This window comes from Sphingomonas sp. Leaf28, from assembly GCF_001421685.1.
GTDB classification, from domain to species: Bacteria; Pseudomonadota; Alphaproteobacteria; order Sphingomonadales; family Sphingomonadaceae; genus Sphingomonas; species Sphingomonas aurantiaca.
Genome location: NZ_LMKX01000007.1, coordinates 656967 through 676588, shown reverse-complemented (window position 1 = coordinate 676588; position 19622 = coordinate 656967). Strand labels below are relative to the sequence as shown.

The following is a 19622-nucleotide window of genomic DNA, read 5'->3' as shown; positions in this document are numbered from 1 at the left end:
ACGTGCATCCGATCGTTTACCGAAGCTGGCTGTCCTTGCTGCCGCGACGATTGAACAGCGCGGAGGCAGGGCGGTCGCGGCCGCTCTGGCAAGCGACGCAGGTCCGCACGCCCGGGATCGCGAGCCGGCGTCCCTCGGGAATGTCGTCGCCGCACTGCGCGCAATAGGGCTCGCTGTCGCCGGTCGGCATCCGCGCGCGAGCGGCCAGCACGGCGTCCATCACCGTATCGTCGATCTGGTCCTGCACCGCGCCGTCGCGTGTCCAACCGCCCGCCATCATTCGCATCCTTTGTTTCGCGTGTATCGATGATATGGGCAATGTTGCTGTCGTTTCCAGTCGCGGTGCGTGGACGTCTCATTGGACGGCATTTCGGGGGCATTGCGGGCTTGTCGAACGCGCCCGGCGGGGCCATCCTGCGGGCTGCAATCCCGAGAGGTCGACGATGAACCGCTACGCCCGCATCCTGCTCTGTGCCGCCCCCGTTCTAGTCCTGGGGGGGATGACAGCCGCCAGCGCGCAGCGTGTGCCTGCGCCGATCGCCGCCGCGGTGGCCGCACCGACTCGTACGCCCGCCAATGTCGCGCGCGACCGGTATCGCCATCCGGCCCAGACGCTGGCGTTCTTCGGGGTGAAGCCGACCGACACGGTGGTCGAGATCTGGCCGTCGGGCGGCTGGTATACCGAGATCCTCGCGCCGATGACCGCGCGCGGTGGAGTCTATTACGCGGCGGGGCCGTGGGAGAAGGGGCTGAACGGCGTGCGCGCGATGCAGGCGAAGACCCCGGCGGCATACGGCAAGGTTCGGCTGGCGGCGTTTCCGGCAGAAGCCGGGCAGCCGGGCGTGCCCGACGGCAGCGCCGATGTCGTGCTGACGTTCCGCAACGTCCATAATTGGCGGTTCGGCGGCGCGGATCGCGCGCGCGCCATGTTCGCGGCGATGTTCAAGATGCTCAAGCCGGGCGGCACGCTGGGCGTGGTCGAGCACCGGCTGCCCGAGGCGCGCGACATCGCGGCGGAGGAGAAGAGCGGTTATATGAAGACGAGCTCGGTCATCGGCTTTGCGACCGCGGCGGGGTTCAAGCCGGCGGGCGCGTCGGAGATCAACGCCAATCCGAAGGACAGCGCGGATTGGCCGAACGGCGTCTGGACGCTGCCGCCGAACTATGCGCTGAAGGACGTCGACCGCGCGAAATATGCCGCGATCGGCGAGAGCGACCGGATGACGCTAAAGTTCGTCAAGCCGCGATAGGGATCTGCTCAGGCGTTGCTTGCGGCGGTCGAACGCCCGGCCTAGTCCTTGCCGTAACATTCTTACGGTGGGGAATATGCCGGTGTCGATCAAACTGCTGCTTGCTGCGTGTCTAGCAACTACCGGTTCCACCGCCGCGGTCGGTCAGGCGTTGCCGCCACCCACCGCGCAGGCCGGCGACAGCGTCGAGGATACCAAGCTCAAGGCGTTGTTCTATGCGAGCGACGAGGCCAGCCTGAAGCGGAACCCGGTATCGGCGATCTTCCGCGGCGACCTGCGCTACGCCGATCATCTCGGCGCGTACCTGACCGATGCATTTACCGCGGCCGAACGCGCCGCGGCGGAGGCCGATCTCGCCGCGCTCGGACGGATCGACCGCGCGAAACTGACCGCGGTCGACCAGATCGCGTACGACGTGTTCGAGACGAATACGCGGATCACGCTGCGCGGCTATGCGCCCGACCTGCTCAAGATCCAGCGCGACCTGCCGATGGATCATTTCTCGGGCTTCCAGACCTTCTATCCCGATTTCGCGTCGGGGCAGGGCGCCGCGCCGTTCAAGACGCTGCTCGACTATGAGAACAACCTGAAGCGCAACGCAGAATATGCCGCCGTGCTCGACCGCGCGATCGGGCTGTTCCGCGAGGGCATGAAGGACGGGATCGTCCAGCCACGGCTGGTGGTCGACAACATGATCGGCCAGTTCGACAACCTCATCAAGGAAGGCGTCGAAGGCTCGACCTTCGCCGGACCGCTCAAGACGTTTCCCGCGAGCATGTCCGCGGCGGATCAGGCGCGGTTGCGCACGGCCTATGCCACGCAGATCCGCGACGTGATCCTGCCCGCCGAACAGCGGGTGCGCGATTTTCTCGCCAACGAATACCGCGCCAAGGCTCGCGAGAGCGTAGGCGTATCGGCGATGCCGGGCGGCGCCAAGCTGTACGCCTATCTGATCGAGCAGAACACGACGCTGCCGCTGACCGCCGACGCGGTGCACACGCTCGGGCTGTCGGAGGTCGCGCGGCTGTTGAAGGACATGCGCGTGCAAAAGGATGCGGTCGGCTTCAAGGGCGATCTGCCAGCGTTCTTCACCTATCTGCGGACCGATCCGAAGTTCGCCCCCGTCTCCGCGGAAAAACTGCGCGAGGGGTATCAGGCGATCGAGGCGCGGATCTACACGCGCATCCCCGAGCAGTTCTCGCTGGTGCCCAAGACCAAGCTCGAGATCCGCGCGGTGCCCGCGTTCAAGGAGAAGACCGAGGCGGGTGGTTCGTACCAGGGCGGTACGCCCGACGGGACGCGACCCGGCGTGTTCTACTACAACACCTACGACCTGCCGTCGCGCTACACCTGGGAGATGGAGACGTTGTTCCTGCATGAGGGCGTGCCGGGGCATCATTTCCAGATCAGCCTCGCGCAGGAAAACACCGCGCTGCCCGCGTTCATGCGGTTCGGCGGGAACACTGCCTATGTCGAAGGCTGGGCGCTCTATTCGGAGAGTCTGTGGAAGGAGCTCGGCGTCGAGACCGATCCGTATCAGCGGATGGGCGGGCTGAACGACGAGATGCTGCGCGCGATGCGGCTAGTGGTCGACAGCGGCATCCACGCGAAGGGTTGGACGCGCGACCAGGCGATCGCGTACATGCTCGCCAACTCGCCGATGGCGCGGACCGATGCGACCGCCGAGGTCGAGCGCTATATCGCGATCCCGGGACAGGCGCTGGCGTACAAGATCGGCCAGCTGACGATCGCGCGGACCAAGGCAAAGGCGAAGGCGGCGCTGGGCGCGAAGTTCGATCCGCGCGGGTTCCATGCGCAGGTGCTCGATACCGGTGCGCTGCCGATGCCGGTGCTCGAAAAGAAGATCGACCGCTGGATCGCGGGTGGGGGCAAGGCCGAGTGAGCGCCGCACCGATGACGCAAGGCGATCGCGATTTGGATCAATGTCGGTGTTGACTTGCCCGTGCAGGTACGAGACCTTCGACAATACCAAAAGATGATCTTTCGCGATCACGGCGGGGAAGGGGGACGATTGAAACAGCATGGTTTAGCGGTGGCGGTGCTCGGTAAGACGGGTATGCGCGTCATCAACCATGGGCGGGCCGGTGGCGGTGCTGGCCATACCTGCATCCCGACCCCGGACCGCGTCCCGGATTGGACGGCCGCTTGAACTTTTCCGATTTCGATCCCGCGATCCAAGGCGGCGTGACCGCGGACGAACGCGCGGTGCGACTGGGACCAAGCTTGTCCGGGACCAATCTGGAACGCGCGGGCGACTATAACCAGCGCGTCGTGCTGCAGGTGATCCGCCGCAATCCGGACATCACGCGCAGCGAGATCGCGACGATGACCAATCTGACATCACCGACAATCGCCAATATTACCGCGCGATTGTTCGATTCCGAGCTGATCGTCGACGCGGGGCGCCGGACGGGCGCGCGGGGCCAGCCTGCGGTGCGGCTGCGGATCAACCCGGACGGTTGTTTTGCGATCGGGCTGAACATCGATCGCGATCATGTCACGCTCGTCTCGCTCGATCTCGCGGGGACGGTGCGATCGCGCTTCACGCGCCAGATCGCGTTCGCGATGCCCGAGGATGTCGTCGAGACCGTGCGCGCGGGGATCGCCGAGATCTACAAGACCAATGTGATCCGTACCGACCGCGTGCTGGGCGTCGGGGTGGCGTTGCCCGACGATCTGGGCCGTGTCGTACTGCCGCACCGGCCGGTGGGCTATGACCGCTGGGGGGACGTCGACCTGCAGGCGCTGTTGGCCGATGTGGTGCCGTGGTCGATCCATATCGACAATGACGCGGCGGCGGCGGCGATCGGCGAGGCGCAGTTCGGCGGCGGCCTCGATCATGCGAGCTTCTTCTACATCCTAGTCAGCGCAGGGCTGGGCGGCGGGATCGTGACCGACGGCACCTATTATCGCGGCGCGACCGGTCGCAGTGGCGAGATCGGGTTCCTGCCGCTTGCGGGCGATCCCGGGCGCGTGTTGCAGGACGTGGTGTCGCTGTCTGCGCTGACCCAGCGGCTGGAGGCGGCGGGGATGCCGGTCGCCGGACTGGATCCGACCGAGCCGTTTCCCGCGGCGTGCGCGTCGTCACTCTCGGGGTGGCTGAACGAGGCCTCGAGCGCGCTGGTGCCCGCGGTGACCGCGGTCAACTGCCTGCTGAACCCGGCGGCGATCCTGCTTGGCGGACGGCTTCCCGACGAGGTGCTGGACCGGCTGGCCGACGAGACGCATCGCAAGATGACCGCGGCGGCGGCGACCATCCCCGCCTCCGCACCGATCCGCCGCGCGACGTTGTCGCGCGATGCCCCCGCGGTCGGCGCGGCGATCCTGCCGTTCCTCGACCGCATGCTGCCGTCCGACGCGATCCTGATCAAGTCCTGAGTTCGAAAGCGATCGGGGCGCCGCGCAAACAGCCGATCGTGCGTCCGAAACTCGCCCGGTCGCGGCATCTTTGACACTCCTACATCCATCCCGAGCGAGGAGTGTCGGACGACCGCGCCTCGGTGGATAACGAGTTGGTCGCGACGGTCTTGTCGTTGACCTGACACGGAATTCATTTGCACCGCGCCCGCGATGCGCGCTTGCGACGGGGGCAGAAACCGGCGTCAGGAGTAGTCATGTTCGAGGATCAGGTCGCGATCGTCACGGGGGGAGAATCGGGGATCGGTGCTGCCTGCGCCAAGGCGCTGGGTGAGGCCGGTGCGCGGGTGGTCATCACCTATTTCGAGGACGTCGCGGCGGCGAACGCGGTGTGTGCGGCGATCGGCGGCCCGGATCGCGCGCTGGCGGTGCAGACCAATGTTGGCGACGAGGACGCGGTCGAGCGGCTGTTCTCGGCGGCCGAGAAGGCGTTTGGGACGGTCAGCCTGCTGGTCAATTCGGCGGGGCTGAACATGACCGGGGTCAAGCTGGTCGACATGCCGCTCGCGCAGTTCGATCGCGTGATCCGGTCCGATCTCTACGGCCCCTTCCTGACCTGCCGGCGACTGGTGCGCGCGCTGGAGGCCAAGGATGCTCGCGGGCGGATCGTCAATATCTCGTCGATCCACGAACGCGCGCCGCGGCCCGGCGGGGTGGATTATGATTCGGCCAAGGGTGGATTGTCGCAGCTGACCGCGACGCTCGCGCTCGAGCTCGCGCCGAAGGGGATCGCGGTCAATGGCGTCGCGCCGGGGATGATCCTGACGCCGATGAACCAGTCCGCGCTCGATCATCCGACCGAACTCGCGGCGAAGGAGGCGGCGATCCCGTGGAAGCGCGCGGGGCGGCCCGACGAGGTGGCCGCGCTCGTCCTGTTCCTGCTGTCGCCGGCGGCCGATTATATCACGGGGACGACCGTGACGATCGACGGCGCGCTGTCGCTGACCGTTGCGCAAGGGGCCTGAACCGATGCTCAGCTATGTCGTCGAGCAACTCGATACGGTCACGCTCTCGGCGGCGTCGCCGATCGACGGGATGGACCTGATGAGCCCATTCGTCTGGAAGGAAGGCGCGCTGTACCGCGTGATGATCCGCGGCGTGCCGCACCCGCTCGGGCCGCATGATCCGACCGGGATCATCGCAGGCGGAGCGAGTACGGACGGGCTGCACTTCCAGATGGATGCGGGGCTGGCGATCGTGCCGGGGCCGGGGCCTGCCGACCTTGGCGGGTGCGAGGATCCGACCGTGCTGGTGACCGACCACGAGTATCTGGTCTATTACACCGGGGTCGACGCGGCGCGCGCGCAAGGATCGATGATCCTGGCGGCGGGGCGCGAGCTGAGCACGCTGGTCAAGCAGGACCTGGTTCTGAAGGCGCCGCCGGGCGAGGGCAACATCAAGGAGGCGACGCTCGCGCAGACCGCTGCGGGGGATTGGCGGCTGTTCTACGAATATGCCGCGCACGAGGCGTCGCGGATCGGCATGGCGCGCGGACCGACCGCGAAGGGACCGTGGACGGTGATGCCCGATCCGTTCGGGATCCGCGAGGACAGCTGGGACAATTGGCATCTGTCGACCGGGCCGATCATCCGGATCGCGGGGCAGGACCCGGTGATGTTCTACAATGGCGCGACGCACGACGCGCGGTGGCGGATCGGCTGGATCAGCTTCGATGCCGATTTCAAGCGGGTGACCGGTCGGGGGATCGAGCCGATGCTGGTGCCGCCCCCCGCGGTGAGCCGCGAGGCAACGGATATCGCGTTCGCCGCATCGACCGTGATCGAGGGCGACAGGATCGCGCTCTATTATTCGCTCGAGGACCGGATGCTGCGGCGTGCGCTGATCGGCGTCTATTCCCACTGAGGAATTCGGTGCGGCGGAAATAAATTGCGCCACGCGGGCAGGCGCGGCGGTATCGGGGCTGGCCCCAACGTTCCCGGGGGCATCGCCAAAGGATAGAGACGATCTTCCAGCTGATCTTTTCGCTGCCGTGCCTGTACGTGATCGGGCGCTGGCTGTGGCCGCTGTCGCTGACGGTGCCGGTCAAGCTGATCGTCGCGGTGCTGCTGCTGCTGGCGTCGCAATATCATTCGTGGAGCCGGCTCTCGTCGGGGTCGGTGTTCGCGCCCGAATTTCCCCGCGCCGTCGTGATCGCGTTCAACTGGGCGTTCGGCGCGATCCTGCTGCTCGCCATCCTGCAGATGCTGGTCGATCTCGCGACGCTGGCGACGATGCTGGTGCGACGCGGTGCTGTGGTGCCCGACGCGGTGCGCTATGCGACCGCGGGGCTTGCCGCGGTGCTGGCGGCGATCGGCGTCGCCAACGCGATCCGCGTGCCGGTCGTCAAGGATGTCGAGATCACGATCCGCGACCTGCCACCGCAGTTCGACGGATACCGCGTGCTGCAGCTGACCGACCTGCATATCAGCCGGCTGTTTCCTGCGAACTGGGCGCATGCGGTGGTGACGCGCGCCAATGCGTCGGGCGCGGACGTGATCGTGGTGACCGGGGACTTTATCGACGGGTCGGTGGCGATGCGGCAGGCTGACGTCGCCCCGCTGCACGACCTGCGCGCGCCGGACGGCGTCTATGCGATTCCCGGCAACCATGAGTATTTCTTCAATTATGCGGCGTGGATGCGGCATCTTCAGGGGCTGGGAATCCGCATGCTGCCCAACGCGCATACGCTGCTCCAGCGCGGCGATGCTCGGCTGGTTCTCGCGGGTGTGACCGATCTCTCCGCGCCCGTAGTTGGACAGGCGGGGCCGGATCTTGCGGTGGCGCTCGCCGGTGCGCCGGCTGGGGTGCCGATCCTGTTGCTCGACCACCAGCCCAAGGCGGCGCAACAGTCGGCGGCGCGCGGGGTCGCGCTGCAGCTGTCGGGCCATACGCATGGGGGCATGATCCTGGGATTCGACCGGATCTTTGCGCTGGCCAATGGCGGCTTCGTCTCGGGACGCTACGACGTCGACGGGATGACGCTGTACGTCAGCAACGGGACCGGGCTGTGGCCAGGCTTCGCGCTGCGGCTCGGTCGATGGGCGGAAATGACGCGGATCACGCTGCGGTCGAATCGCGCCTAGGCTGGCCTGCGATAGCCCGCCGGACGCGGTAATCAGACATTGTGGCGGGTCGGCGGTCCATGCAAGAAGCGCGTCATCACTCCTGCCATAGAGAACCATCGATGCTGCGTTCCACCCTGCTTCGTTCCGCCGCGCTTCTGTGCTGCCTTGCCGGTGCCACCACGGTCCAGGCGGCGCGCGTCAATCCGCTGACCGTGCCCAGCACGCTGCCGTTCCAGGCGCCGCGGTTCGACCAGATCACCGACGCCGATTACCAGCCCGCGCTCGAACAGGGGATGGCCGAGCAGATCGCCGAGATGAAGGCGATCGCCAACAATCCCGCGGCACCGACCTTTGCCAACACGATCGAGGCAATGGAACGCTCCGGCCGGACGCTCGACCGCGCGAGCCAGGCGTTCTTTGGCGTGTCTCAGGCGAACACCAACGACGTGCTCGACAAGGTCCGTAGCATCGAGGCGCCCAAGCTCGCGCAGCATAGCGATGCGATCTATCTCGATCCCAAGCTCTTCGCGCGCGTGCAGGCGCTGTATGCGAAAAAGGAGTCGCTGGGGCTCGATGCCGAGCAGCGCCAGGTGCTGGAAATCTATCACAGCGACTTCCTTCACGCCGGCGCGCAGCTGAACGATGCCGACAAGGCCAAGCTACGGTTGCTTAACACGCAGATTTCGACCGCGACGACCGATTTCCAGCAGAAGCTGCTCGCGGGCACGAAGGCGGGCGCGCTAGTGGTCGACGACAAGGCCAAGCTCGCCGGCTTGAGCGATGCCGAGATCGCCGCGGCGGCGGAGGGCGCGAAGGAGCGCGGGATGCCGGGCAAATATGTCCTGTCGCTCCAGAACACGACGCAGCAGCCCGCGCTCGCCTCGCTGACCGACCGTGCGACCCGCGCCGCGCTGTTCGACCAGAGCTGGACCCGCTCGCAAAAGGGCGACGCGAACGATACCCGCGCGCTGATCAAGACGATCGCGCAGTTGCGCGCGCAGAAGGCGCAGCTGCTCGGCTATCCGAACTATGCCGCCTATTCGCTGTACGACCAGATGGCGAAGACGCCGGCGGCGGCGAAGGGCTTCATGACGCAGCTCGTGCCCGCGACGGCCGCCGAGCAGCGTCGTGAGGCGGCCGAATTGCAGAAGACGATCGACGCGACCGGCGCCGCGTTCCCGCTCGCGCCGTCGGACTGGGATTTCTATTCGGACAAGGTACGCAAGGCAAAGTACGACCTCGACCAGAACGAGCTGAAGCCGTATTTCGAGATCGGCCGTGTGTTGCAGGACGGCGTGTTCTTCGCTGCCAACCAGCTTTACGGCGTCGCCTTCAAGGAACGCCGCGACATACCGACCTATCAGCCGGACATTCGCGTGTTCACCGTCTACGACAAGGACGGCTCCGAGCTCGGACTGATGTATTTCGATTACTGGAAGCGCGATAACAAGTCGGGTGGCGCGTGGATGTCGAACTTCGTCGGCCAGTCGAAGCTGCTGAAAACCAAGCCGGTCGTCTATAACGTCGGCAACTTCACCAAGCCCGCGCCGGGCCAGCCCGCGCTGATCACGTTTGACGACGTCACGACGATGTTCCACGAGTTCGGCCATGCGCTGCACGGGCTGTTCGCGAACCAGACCTATCCGCTGGTCTCGGGCACCAACACCGCGCGCGACTGGGTCGAATTCCCGTCGCAGTTCAACGAGCATTGGGCGCTCGATCCCAAGGTGTTCGCGAACTACGCCAAGGATTACCGCACCGGCGCGGTAATGCCGCAAGCGCTGGTCACGAAGATCAAGAACGCGGCCAAGTTCAACCAGGGGTATGAGCTCGGCGAACTGGTGGCCGCTGCCACGCTCGACCAGGACTGGCATTCGCTGCCCGCTTCCGCCGGGCCGCAGGACGTCGATGCGTTCGAGACCAAGGCGCTCAACACGATGGGGCTCGACACGAAGGACGTGCCGCCGCGCTATCGTACCAGCTATTTTGCGCACATCTGGGCGGGCGGTTATGCCGCGGGCTATTACGCGTATCTGTGGACGCAGATGCTCGATAACGACGCCTATGCGTGGTTCATGGCGCATGGGGGCCTCACGCGCGCGAACGGCCAGCGATTCCGCGACATGATCCTGTCGAAGGGACACACGCAGGACTACGCCCCGATGTTCAAGGCGTTCTATGGCAAGGATCCCGATATCGGCCCGATGCTGGAAGACCGGGGCCTGAAGGCGGCCGCCAAGTGATGCGGCCAGTGCTGATGGCGGCGCTGCTCGTCACCGCTTCGACTGCCGCGGTCGCGCAGCAGGCGCCGGTGCATCAATATGGCGCGGTGGCGATCGCACCCAAGGGCGATCGTCTCGCCAGCATCGAATCCGCGTCGCCGACGCATGCGGCGATCGTCGTGCGGCGCGTGGCGGATGGTGGCATCGCGCAGACGATCGATCCGTGCGCGACCTGCAGCTATGGCGCACCGACCTTTGCGGCCGATGGCCGGATCGCGTTCGTCGCGCGCAAACCGGGCGAGGCGCGTGCGCTGGTGATGCTGGCGGATATGCGCGGCGCACGGCAGGTCGCGGCGATCGACGGCATCGCGTCGACGCCGCGGTTCTCGCCCGATGGCAAGCGGCTGGCGCTGCTCGCCACGTTCGGCGCCGCGAAGGAAGCGGGGGCGACGCAGGCGGGCGTCCGGCAGGTCGGCGAGATCGGCGAGACCACCGACGAACAGCGCTTGGCGATCGTCGACATCGCCGCGGGCACGGTCAAGCCGATGTCGCCCGCCGAACGCTATATCTACGAATATGACTGGACCCCGGACGGTCGCGGTTTCGTGGTGACGAGTGCGCTCGGCAATGGCGACAACAACTGGTGGGTGGCGACGCTCGATGCGGTCGACGCGCAGACCGGGGCGGTCCGCACGATCGCCAAGCCGAAGACGCAGCTCAACATGCCGCGCGTGTCGCCCGATGGCCGGACGGTCGCGTATATCGGCGGGCTGATGAGCGATTTCGGCGCGATCGGCGGCGATGTCTGGACCGTGCCGGTCGCCGGGGGCGTACCCGTCAATCGGACCGCGGGCGCCAAGGCGACGGTCACCTCGCTCGACTGGACGCAGGGCGGGCTGCGCGCGGTTCGCCTCCATGCGGAGGCGGCCGAGATCGCGACGCTCGATCCGGCCGGCAAGACGACGGTCAGCTGGAGCCGCCCGGCGAGCTTTGCTGCGGGCGATGGCCGCGTGGCGTATAGCGCGGACGGCAGCATCATGGCGGCCGCGGTGCAGGATTTCACGCACGGCCCGGCGATCTTCGCAGGCCCGATCGGCGCGCCGCGCCAGATCACGCATGATAATGATGCGCTTGCAGCCGTCGCCACGGCGCGCAGTGTAACGTGGAAGAATGACGGGCTCGACGTGCAGGGCTGGCTGCTGGCGCCCAAGACCGCCGACCCCGCGCGCAAGGCGGCGATGGTGACGATCGTCCATGGCGGTCCGTCGTCGGCGAACACGCCGAGCTATATCACCATCGGGTCGGGGCCGGCGGCGCTGCTAGAGGCTGGCTATTACGTGTTCATGCCCAACCCGCGCGGCAGTTTTGGGCAGGGCGAGGCGTTTACCGCCGCCAACCGTCGCGATTTCGGCGGTGGCGATCTGCGCGATATCCTTGCGGGGATCGATGCCGTCGAGAAGATCGAGCCCGTCGACGATGCGCGGCTCGGGCTGACCGGGGGCAGCTATGGCGGCTTCATGGCGATGTGGGCGAACACGCAGACCAACCGGTTCAAGGCGATCGTGGCCGGTGCCGGGCTGTCGAACTGGATCAGCTATTACGGCACCAACGGCATCGACCAGTGGATGATCCCGTTCTTCGGCAAATCCGCCTATGACGACCCCGAGGCCTATCGCGCGGTCTCCGCGATCAGCGTCATCAAGCGCGCCAAGACGCCGACGTTCATCTATGTCGGCGAACGCGACATCGAGGTGCCGCCGACGCAGTCGATCGAATATTGGCACGCGTTGAAGGAGCTGGGCGTCCCGACCAGCCTCGTCATCTATCCCGACGAGGGCCATGCCATCCGGGCGCCGGGCAATGCGGCGGATGTCCGCAAGCGATCGGTCGCCTGGTTCGACCGCTATCTGACGCAGCGGTAAGCGCACGGGGAGAGTTCGAGGGGACCGCGCGTTAGGACCCGCAGACAAGGAGTTTGCGATGAAGGTCATGACGCTGCGGTCCCCCGCTGGACTCGATACCCTGCGCATCGAAGAGCGCGCCGATCCGGGCGATCCCACGCCCGGCACGATCCGCGTCGCGCTGCACGGCAGTTCGCTGAATTTCCACGACCTTGGTGTCGTGACGGGCAAGATGCCGAGCGCGGATGGTCGCGTGCCGCTGTCCGATGGCGCCGGGATCGTCGAGGCGGTCGGCGAGGGCGTGACCGAGTTCGCGGCGGGCGATCACGTCGTGTCGTGCTTCTTCCCCGATTGGCAGGACGGACCACCGGTCATCGGCGACTTCAGTCGCACGCCGGGCGACGGGATCGACGGGTTCGCGCAAGCCCATGTCGTACTGCCCGCGACCGCGTTCACGCACGCCCCCAAGCTCTACGATTCCGTCGAGGCGGCGACGATCACGACCGCAGGGCTGACCGCATGGCGCGCATTGGTCGTCGATGGCGGGCTGAAGGCGGGCGACACGGTATTGTTGCTGGGAACGGGAGGCGTATCGATCTGGGCGTTGCAGATCGCCAAGGCGATGGGAGCGATCGTCGCGATCACCTCGTCGTCGGACGCGAAGCTCGACCGCGCCAAGAGGCTCGGCGCGGACTTCACGCTGAACTACCGCACGCATCCGGACTGGGGCCGCAGGATCGCCGACTGGACCGGCGGCCGCGGGGTCGATCACGTGGTCGAGGTCGGCGGCCCCGGCACGCTTGGCCAGTCGATCGACGCGGTGCGGATCGGCGGGCATATCTCGCTGATCGGCGTGCTGACCGGGCGCGGCGGCGAGGTGCCGACCGCGGCGTTGATGGCCAAGCAGGCCCGGCTGCAGGGCCTGATCGTAGCCAGCCGCCGCGACCAGCAGGCGTTCGTCCGCGCGCTCGATGCGACCGGGATCCGCCCGGTGATCGACCGCCGCTTCCCGCTCGATCGCCTCGCAGACGCGTTCGCGTTCGAGATGAGCGGCGAGCATTTCGGGAAGATCGGGATCGAATGGTAACGCCTTCCGTCAGGTGAGGGATTGGGGTGGCGCGACGGCTGCGCCACCCCATACCTCCGTAGATAGCCGCCGTTATGCAGCTTGGCGTTTCAGGCGTCGACGATCGTCGGACCGGTGCGCTTCGGCTAGAACCGCATGGTCCCGCCAAACGCGACCGTCCGTCCGCTCACCGTGTTGGTCATCACGCGCTTGGCGGTGCCGTCGGCATATTGGACGATCGGCTCGTCGGTGATGTTGATCACGTCGAGCGACAGCTTGAACTGGCGCGTCAGATTGACATAGGCGAACGCATCGAGGTTCGTCGTGCCCTTGATGTACTCGCCGATATTGCCGTTGCCGCCATCGCCCCAGCGATAGCGCGAGCGTGTCGCGACCGAGCCGCGCACGCCCCAGCGATCGGTATCGTAGTAGAGCGTCGCATTGGACGAAAATTTCGACAGCGTCGGCAAGGGCAGGCGCACCGGGACTCCCGCATAGAAGGTGTCGGTCGATCCCTCGGCGATGGTGACGTTGCCGAGGACGCCCAGCTTGTCGAAGGGGGCGGGGAGAAAGTCAAAGTCGCGTTTTGCGGCAAGTTCGATGCCCTTGATCGACGCGCCGGGGCCGTTGATGGGACGCGTGTAGTTCACCAGCACCGAAGGGTCGACGCCGACGGGCAGCAGCGACGCCGGATAGCCCGTCGTATCGTACGCGACCAGCCGGGTCTCCGACGTAATGTACGAATCCATGTGCTTGTAGAACGCACCGATCGCGAGCGAACCGCGCTTGCCGTCATAATATTCCAGAGAGGCTTCGACGGAATCGGCCTTGAACGGCGCGAGATTGGGGTTGCCGGCGGCGATGGTGCCGCCGAACGAGGCGAGGTTGAGCGTCCCGGCGGCGCGCATGTCGCTGAGGGCGGGGCGGCTCAGGTTGCGGTTGCCGCTGAGGCGAAACACGACCGACCGGCTGAGGTCGAACGCTAGGTTCGCGGCCGGAAGAAAGCCGTGATAGCTGTTGGTCACGTTGACCGGCACCAGCGCGCTGCCGACCAGCGCGGTGCCCGATGACCCGAGGTCGGTATGGTAATAGCGCACGCCGAAATTGGCGCGCAGCCCGATCGTGCCGAGTTCAGTCGCCAGGTCATATTGCAGATAGGCGCCATAGGTGTTCTCGAGCAGGTCGTAGGCGGTGCCAGCGACGGTGTTGCCCGCGGTCAACGTCATGGGCTGGCCGAGCAGCGCATAGGTCCCTGCGACGTCGCCGATCGTGTACGGCGCAAGCGTGCTGTTAGACAGCGTCGTCGTCGGCACGTCGGGGATGCCCGGCTTGCCCTCATAGCTGGGCGCGACCTTGCGTTGCCAGCCGCTGTTGGTGAAGCGCTTGAACCCGGCCCCGGCCTTGATCGTCGAGCCTGAGCCGATGGTCCAGGCAAGCTCCGCCTTGGTGTTGTAGAACTCGCTCTTGATCCGGTCCGCGCGCGTTTCCAGACCCTGGAGATCCCATTGCGACGCGTCGGTCGTGTCGAACCCGTAGCTGGTCCGCGGGGACCCGGTGTTCAGGCCCGTAAAGGCATAGCTCTTGCCGACCGCCTCGAGATAGACCTCGGCATAGCGGGAATCGAACGTCGATCGCGACCAGCCGCCGAGAAAATTGACCGTCAGGTTGCTGCTGAGATCGGTGTGGCCGTTCAGCGCCGCCTGCCAGAAGGTCGTCTGGTCATGCGTGACCTTGGATTCAGTGCGCATGTCGACATGGTCGAACGACGCGCCGACGATATCGTTGAAGTCGTCGAAGCTCACGCCGGTCAGCAGCTGCGTACCGGTGACGTTGTTGGCGGCGATGCCGTTGGTGCCCGCCGCCCCGATCACGCCGGATGTGCGATCGTTGTTGAGCTTGCCGTACAGCACGTCCAGCGTCAGGTCGGTGCGATCGTCGGGATGATATTGCAGCGCAGTGGTGAGCCCGAGCCGCTCGCGCTTGTTGAAGAAGGTCGCATAGGTCTGCGCGCGGCTGTTCCAGATCCGGCTGCCCCCGGTCGCATTGACCAGCAACGCGCGGTCCGCCGCCGAGATGGCCGGGCCGACATTGGCGGCACCGAAATTGATCTGCGACCAGTTCCAGTTGCGATAGCCGAATTCGACCGTGTCTGCGGTGCTGTACGCGACCGACGCGAGGACCCCGAAATCGCCCCAGCGTTCGGAGATCAGCCCGACGAGCCGCGGCGTGACCGTCTTGGTATATTGGTTCATCTGCCCCTTGGCGGATGCGACCACGGTGAGCCGGTTGAAATCGAACGGCTTGGCGGTGTGGAGCCCGACCGTCCCGCCGATCCCGCCCTCGTCCTGCTCGGCCGCGTAGGACTTCTCGACGACGACCTTGTTGAAGAGTTCGGAGGCGAAGATGCTATAGTCGAACGCGCGCGAGCGGCTGACCGACGACCGGCTGTCCAGTCCCGACGACGTGTTGGTCAGCACCTCCATGCTGTTGAGCTGCGTGCGCGTGAAATCCGCGCCGAGGCCGCGTAGCGAGATCTGCCGCCCTTCGCCGCTGTCGCGCGTGATCGCGACGCCGGGAATGCGCTGGAGCGCTTCCGCAAGGTTCTGATCGGGAAACGCGGCGATGTCCTGCGCCAGGATCACGTCCTGCGATCCGGTCGCGTTCTTCTTGATCTGCTGCGCCTTGGCGACGCTCTCGCGATAGCCCGTCACGACGATGTCGCCGCCTCCGACGACCTGTGGCTCGACCGCCGATTCCGACACCTGAACACTTGCGCCATCGCCTGCCACGGCAGCGGCAGAGGCTGCCGCCGTGGCGAAGCGCTTGTGGCGCGCGATCGTCACCGTGCCGTCGACGATCCTGCCATCCAGGTCGCTATCCGCGGTAAGCCGCGCGAGCGCGTCCGCGGCGGTCATCCGCCCCTGCAAGCGTGGGCTGCGCGCGCCGTTCAACACCGCCGGCGACGATGCCAGCTGCAGCCGCGTCAGCCGCGAGAAGGCGAGCAGCGCATCGCCGAGCGCTTGTGCCGGCAGATCGAACGCGAAGGTCCGCGAGGCGGACGGCGCTGCCTGCGCGGGGGCGGGCGTGCCGGCGAACCCGGCGAGCGAGACCGAGCTTAGCAAAAGATGCAGACGAATTTTACGCAACATGTCTTCCCCCAATATGGTTCGAGAGCAAGACGGGCGCGCCGCCGAGAACCCGACAAACTATTTGGTTTCACATATAAGACATAATGTTTTCATCGATCTAGATTTGCCAGACCGGGAGTAGTTGACGGATGTTATTTGATACGCACAAGGCGGAACTTGTCGGCATGGCCCGATAATATCTCCCTCATCTCGCGGTATTCTGTCCGAGATTGTCACAAATGCTGTCTAGGGCGCCTGGATCAACAATCCGGATGTCCGATGCCAGCGGTGCTGCACCAGATCGAGAACCGCGCGGGTGATGCCCCTGCCGAGGATTGGCGCGCGATCGCCGCGACGCTGCGCCGCTACGTCCGGGCACGCACGAGCCGCGCGGACGTGGTCGAGGACGTCGTGCAGGAGACGCTGTCGCGGCTGGTGCATCAGGGCCGCGTGCAGAAACTGCTCAGCGTCTATGCGCTGGGGTTCCGGATCGCCGCAAACCTGCTGATCGACCATCATCGTCGCGACAGCCGCTATGTCGCCGAGAGCGGGGAGGAGACTGCCAGCCTTGCGCCGTCGCCGCATCGGGTGCTGGCGGGGCGGCAGGAAGTTGCGATCCTGAAGGAGGCGCTGGCGGCGATGCCGCCGCTGCGTCGGGACGTACTGGTTCGCCGCCGACTGCACGGGCAAAGCTGTGCGGCGATAGCGAAGGAGCTGGGGTTGAGCGCGAAGGCCGTTGAAAAGCACATCACCCGCGGCCTCGCCGACCTGCACAAGGCGATGCCGGGCGATACGGCCGCGCGCGAGGCGGTGCGATGACGCGCGACGCGCAGATCGTCGAGGAGGCCGCGGCTTGGATCGACCGGCTCAACCGGCCGGTGGTCGACGCCGCGGTGGGGCCGGCCTTCGACGCCTGGATGGCGGCGGCGCCGCGGCACCGCGAGGTCATTGCCGAGCTTCAGGCGCTCTGGCAGTCGGAGGCGCTGGTCGAGGCACTCGGTCAGTCCCGCCTCGCGCCGGGCGTCGCCACTGCGCCCTCTGTAATCACCGATCGCTCCGGTCGCCTGCGCCGTGCCGCGCCGCGGTTCGCCGCCGCGGCGTGCGCGATGCTGGTCGCGGTCATGCTGATCGTGCCGGCGCTGTTGACGAGCACCTATCGCACCAATGCGGGCAGAGGCCGGTCGGTCGTGCTGGGCGACGGATCGCGCGTCGACATGAGCGGGGATACCGAGCTTCGCGTCCAGATATTGCCGTGGAAACGCAGCGCCGAACTGGTGCGCGGCGAGGCGTTCTTCGACGTCCGGCATGAGCGCGTCCGGATATTCCGCGTGGCCAGCGGCACCACCTCGGTGCGGGTGCTGGGCACCGCGTTCAACGTCGATCGCCAGAGCCCGACGCGGACCGCTGTCGTCGTGTATCGCGGTGCCGTCGAGGTCGGTGTCGCCGGCGAGACCGAGCTCGTCCTGAACACGGGGTATGGCGCGCGCGTCGTCGACGGCCATGTCAGCGCGCAGCGGCGGATCGCAGGCGGCGTGCCCGACTGGAAATCGGGGTGGTTCGAGGCGTCCGACGTTCCGCTGGGCGTGCTGATCGACAAGGTCCAGCGCTATTCGGCGCGGCCGATCCTGTTGCACGATCGCGCGTTGCAGGCGCTGCCGATCAGCGGACGCTTTCATGTATCCGATACCGAACGCGCGCTGCAGGCCGTGCAGGCGGCCTATCACGTCGATATCGCCTACGGTCCGAAGACGATCGCGATCCGTCCCGCGGGCGAGGCGGACGATCGATAGCGGCGACGCGGTCGGTTTATCGGTGTCGGGTTTTGCCCGGCGGCTGCGTCTTCCCGTCATAGTCCGTCGCGACGCGATGCCGGTTCCGGTCCGGCGCGTGGTCCGCGCGATGCCGTCAGGGAGTACCGCCGTGCCTCAGTTCGATCGCCGTAACATGGTCAAGGCCGGCCTTTCGCTCGCGCTGTTGGGCGGAGTCGGCGCGCCGCGGCTGCTCGCGCGCGCCAATTTCACGCGCGATCCGTTCACGCTCGGCATCGCGTCGGGTGAGCCGTGGCCCGACGGGTTCGTCATCTGGACCCGGCTTGCGCCCGAGCCGCAGACGCCCGGTGGCGGCATGCCGCCGCACGATGTTCCGGTGCGCTGGGAGGTGGCCGAAGACCCCGGTTTCCGGACGGTCGTGCGGACCGGCGTGGCAGTGGCGAAGGCCGACCTTGCGCATTCGGTGCATGTCGAAGTCGACGGCCTGCAATCGCGGCGGCCCTATTGGTATCGCTTCCTCGTCGCTGGTGCCGGATCGAGCCCGGTCGGCACTGCGCGTACCGCACCGGCGGCAGGCACGTCGCCCGAGCGGCTGCGTCTGGCGATGCTGGGATGCCAGGATTTCGAGACGGGGTTCTTCACCGCCTATGCGCATGTCGCGCGCGAGCCCGACCTCGACGCGGTCTTTCACTATGGCGACTATATCTACGAGATGGCGGCGCGGACCGAGCCCAGCCCGCGCAAGCATCTGGGAGCCGAGACGTACACGCTGGACGCCTATCGCCGCCGTTACGCGCAATATAAGTCGGATCCCGATCTTCAGGCCGCGCACGCCGCGGTCGCGTTCATCATGTCGTTCGACGACCATGAGATCGACGACAATTGGGCGGGCAAATTCGACAAGGATGGCAACCGGCCCGAGATCTTCGCGCTGCGCAAGGCGGCAGCGCTGCAGGCTTGGTATGAGCATGTTCCCGTACGCCTCGCGCAGCGACCGGGTGCCGCGCATGCGCGCGCGTATCGCCGGCTCGATTACGGCACGCTCGCGCGGATGCACGTGCTCGACACCCGCTCGTTCCGCAGCGATCAGCTCTGCGAGCGTCCCGGCATCGGGCGCGTCGAACTCGATGCTTGCCGTCCTGTCGACCGGCCGGACCGGACGATGCTGGGCGCGGCGCAGGAGGCCTGGCTCGATCGCGGGCTCGGCAACGACGCCCGCTGGAACTTCGTCGCGCAACAGGTGCTCCTCATGCCCTATGACGCGCGCAAGGACGGCGCGACCGCACCCGTCGTCGGCAAGGACAATTGGAACGGCTATCCGCTGTCGCGCCAGCGGCTCGTCGACAGCATCGCGCGACTCGGGCTGAAGAACGTCGTGATCGGCAGTGGCGACCTGCACCAGCATGTCGTCGGGTCCGTGCCGCGCGACGCCGATGACGTCGGCGGCGCGGCGATCGCGACCGAGTTCCTCGCGACCTCGATCTCGTCGGGGGGGACGGGCGGGGCGCACTATCCCGGGGAAACCGGGACGCTGCCCAACAACCCGAACGTCGCACTGCTCAACAATCAGCGGGGCTACCAGCTGTTCACGGTCACGCCGGACGCCTGGCGCGCCGAGGTGAAGGTCATGGATCAGGTCGACCGGCCCGGCGGGCAGATCTCCACGATTGCGAGGTTTGTCGTCGACCCCAACCAGCCTGGACCGCAATCCGGCTGACGCAGCCGCGATGTTCACGCTGACCGCTGCTTCGCGTTCAGGGCGGCGCAGCGCCTTGACGGGCGC

Annotated in this window: 14 protein-coding genes; 12 read left to right on the top strand and 2 right to left on the bottom strand. The window is 66.7% G+C overall.

Annotation, left to right across the window (positions count from 1 at the left end; genetic code table 11):
- Positions 1-16 precede the first annotated feature (16 nt).
- Complete coding sequence (locus ASE79_RS09555) at positions 17-277, bottom strand: DksA/TraR family C4-type zinc finger protein (RefSeq protein ID WP_056415835.1); 261 nt, start codon at positions 275-277, stop codon at positions 17-19.
- 166 nt (positions 278-443) lie between these two features.
- Between ASE79_RS09555 and ASE79_RS09550 the strand changes: the two genes are divergently transcribed.
- The 9 genes from ASE79_RS09550 (at position 444) to ASE79_RS09510 (ending at position 12963) form a co-directional block, all read left to right on the top strand.
- Positions 444-1250: a class I SAM-dependent methyltransferase gene (locus tag ASE79_RS09550; protein WP_056415199.1), complete on the top strand. Its 807-nt coding sequence runs from the start codon at positions 444-446 to the stop codon at positions 1248-1250.
- A 76-nt stretch (positions 1251-1326) separates the two neighbouring features.
- The gene (locus tag ASE79_RS09545) at positions 1327-3153 is read left to right on the top strand and encodes a DUF885 domain-containing protein (protein WP_056415197.1); all 1827 of its coding nucleotides are present in this window, start codon (positions 1327-1329) and stop codon (positions 3151-3153) included.
- A 263-nt stretch (positions 3154-3416) separates the two neighbouring features.
- Positions 3417-4649 carry an ROK family transcriptional regulator gene (locus ASE79_RS09540; protein WP_235516834.1) on the top strand — a complete coding sequence of 411 codons (1233 nt, stop codon included), beginning with the start codon at positions 3417-3419 and terminating at the stop codon, positions 4647-4649.
- Between the two features lie 236 nt (positions 4650-4885).
- On the top strand, positions 4886-5653 hold the full coding sequence (locus ASE79_RS09535) for an SDR family NAD(P)-dependent oxidoreductase (protein WP_056415192.1): 768 nt from the start codon (positions 4886-4888) through the stop codon (positions 5651-5653).
- Between the two features lie 4 nt (positions 5654-5657).
- A complete protein-coding gene (locus ASE79_RS09530; protein WP_056415830.1) occupies positions 5658-6551 on the top strand; it encodes a glycosidase in 894 nt (297 codons plus the stop codon).
- Positions 6552-6688: 137 nt separating this feature from the next.
- Positions 6689-7771, top strand: coding sequence for a metallophosphoesterase (locus tag ASE79_RS09525; RefSeq protein WP_235516833.1), 1083 nt, complete (start codon positions 6689-6691; stop codon positions 7769-7771).
- Between the two features lie 101 nt (positions 7772-7872).
- Entirely contained in the window at positions 7873-9996 is a 2124-nt protein-coding gene (locus tag ASE79_RS09520; RefSeq protein WP_082445208.1) for a M3 family metallopeptidase, read from the top strand.
- A complete protein-coding gene (locus ASE79_RS09515; RefSeq protein ID WP_056415827.1) occupies positions 9996-11897 on the top strand; it encodes a S9 family peptidase in 1902 nt (633 codons plus the stop codon). Before ASE79_RS09520 ends, ASE79_RS09515 begins: the two co-directional genes overlap by 1 nt.
- A 58-nt stretch (positions 11898-11955) precedes the next feature.
- Entirely contained in the window at positions 11956-12963 is a 1008-nt protein-coding gene (locus tag ASE79_RS09510) for a zinc-dependent alcohol dehydrogenase family protein (protein ID WP_056415186.1), read from the top strand.
- 125 nt (positions 12964-13088) lie between these two features.
- Here ASE79_RS09510 and ASE79_RS09505 read toward each other — a convergent pair whose 3' ends face one another.
- Positions 13089-16091 (bottom strand): TonB-dependent receptor, encoded by a 3003-nt coding sequence (locus tag ASE79_RS09505; protein ID WP_082445207.1) that lies wholly within the window; start codon positions 16089-16091, stop codon positions 13089-13091.
- A 258-nt stretch (positions 16092-16349) separates the two neighbouring features.
- Here ASE79_RS09505 and ASE79_RS09500 point away from each other — a divergent pair, with 258 nt between their 5' ends.
- The 3 genes from ASE79_RS09500 to ASE79_RS09490 all read left to right on the top strand — a co-directional run bounded on the left by ASE79_RS09500 (position 16350) and on the right by ASE79_RS09490 (position 19556).
- On the top strand, positions 16350-16889 hold the full coding sequence (locus tag ASE79_RS09500) for an RNA polymerase sigma factor (RefSeq protein WP_056415180.1): 540 nt from the start codon (positions 16350-16352) through the stop codon (positions 16887-16889).
- Positions 16886-17860, top strand: a complete 975-nt coding sequence (locus ASE79_RS09495) for a FecR family protein (RefSeq protein WP_056415177.1) — start codon at positions 16886-16888, stop codon at positions 17858-17860. Before ASE79_RS09500 ends, ASE79_RS09495 begins: the two co-directional genes overlap by 4 nt.
- Before the next feature lie 130 nt (positions 17861-17990).
- Positions 17991-19556, top strand: coding sequence for an alkaline phosphatase D family protein (locus ASE79_RS09490; protein ID WP_235516832.1), 1566 nt, complete (start codon positions 17991-17993; stop codon positions 19554-19556).
- The last annotated feature ends 66 nt before the right edge of the window (positions 19557-19622 follow it).

Excerpts from the sequence above, each read along its gene's own strand:
- ASE79_RS09545 (WP_056415197.1), top strand. The coding sequence starts at position 1,327 with ATGCCGGTGTCGATCAAACTGCTGCTTGCTGCGTGTCTAGCAACTACC.
- ASE79_RS09510 (WP_056415186.1), top strand. The coding sequence starts at position 11,956 with ATGAAGGTCATGACGCTGCGGTCCCCCGCTGGACTCGATACCCTGCGC.
- ASE79_RS09505 (WP_082445207.1), bottom strand. The coding sequence starts at position 16,091 with ATGTTGCGTAAAATTCGTCTGCATCTTTTGCTAAGCTCGGTCTCGCTC.
- ASE79_RS09535 (WP_056415192.1), top strand. The coding sequence starts at position 4,886 with ATGTTCGAGGATCAGGTCGCGATCGTCACGGGGGGAGAATCGGGGATC.
- ASE79_RS09515 (WP_056415827.1), top strand. The coding sequence starts at position 9,996 with ATGCGGCCAGTGCTGATGGCGGCGCTGCTCGTCACCGCTTCGACTGCC.
- ASE79_RS09520 (WP_082445208.1), top strand. The coding sequence starts at position 7,873 with ATGCTGCGTTCCACCCTGCTTCGTTCCGCCGCGCTTCTGTGCTGCCTT.
- ASE79_RS09495 (WP_056415177.1), top strand. The coding sequence starts at position 16,886 with ATGACGCGCGACGCGCAGATCGTCGAGGAGGCCGCGGCTTGGATCGAC.
- ASE79_RS09550 (WP_056415199.1), top strand. The coding sequence starts at position 444 with ATGAACCGCTACGCCCGCATCCTGCTCTGTGCCGCCCCCGTTCTAGTC.
- ASE79_RS09555 (WP_056415835.1), bottom strand. The coding sequence starts at position 277 with ATGGCGGGCGGTTGGACACGCGACGGCGCGGTGCAGGACCAGATCGAC.
- ASE79_RS09500 (WP_056415180.1), top strand. The coding sequence starts at position 16,350 with ATGCCAGCGGTGCTGCACCAGATCGAGAACCGCGCGGGTGATGCCCCT.
- ASE79_RS09530 (WP_056415830.1), top strand. The coding sequence starts at position 5,658 with ATGCTCAGCTATGTCGTCGAGCAACTCGATACGGTCACGCTCTCGGCG.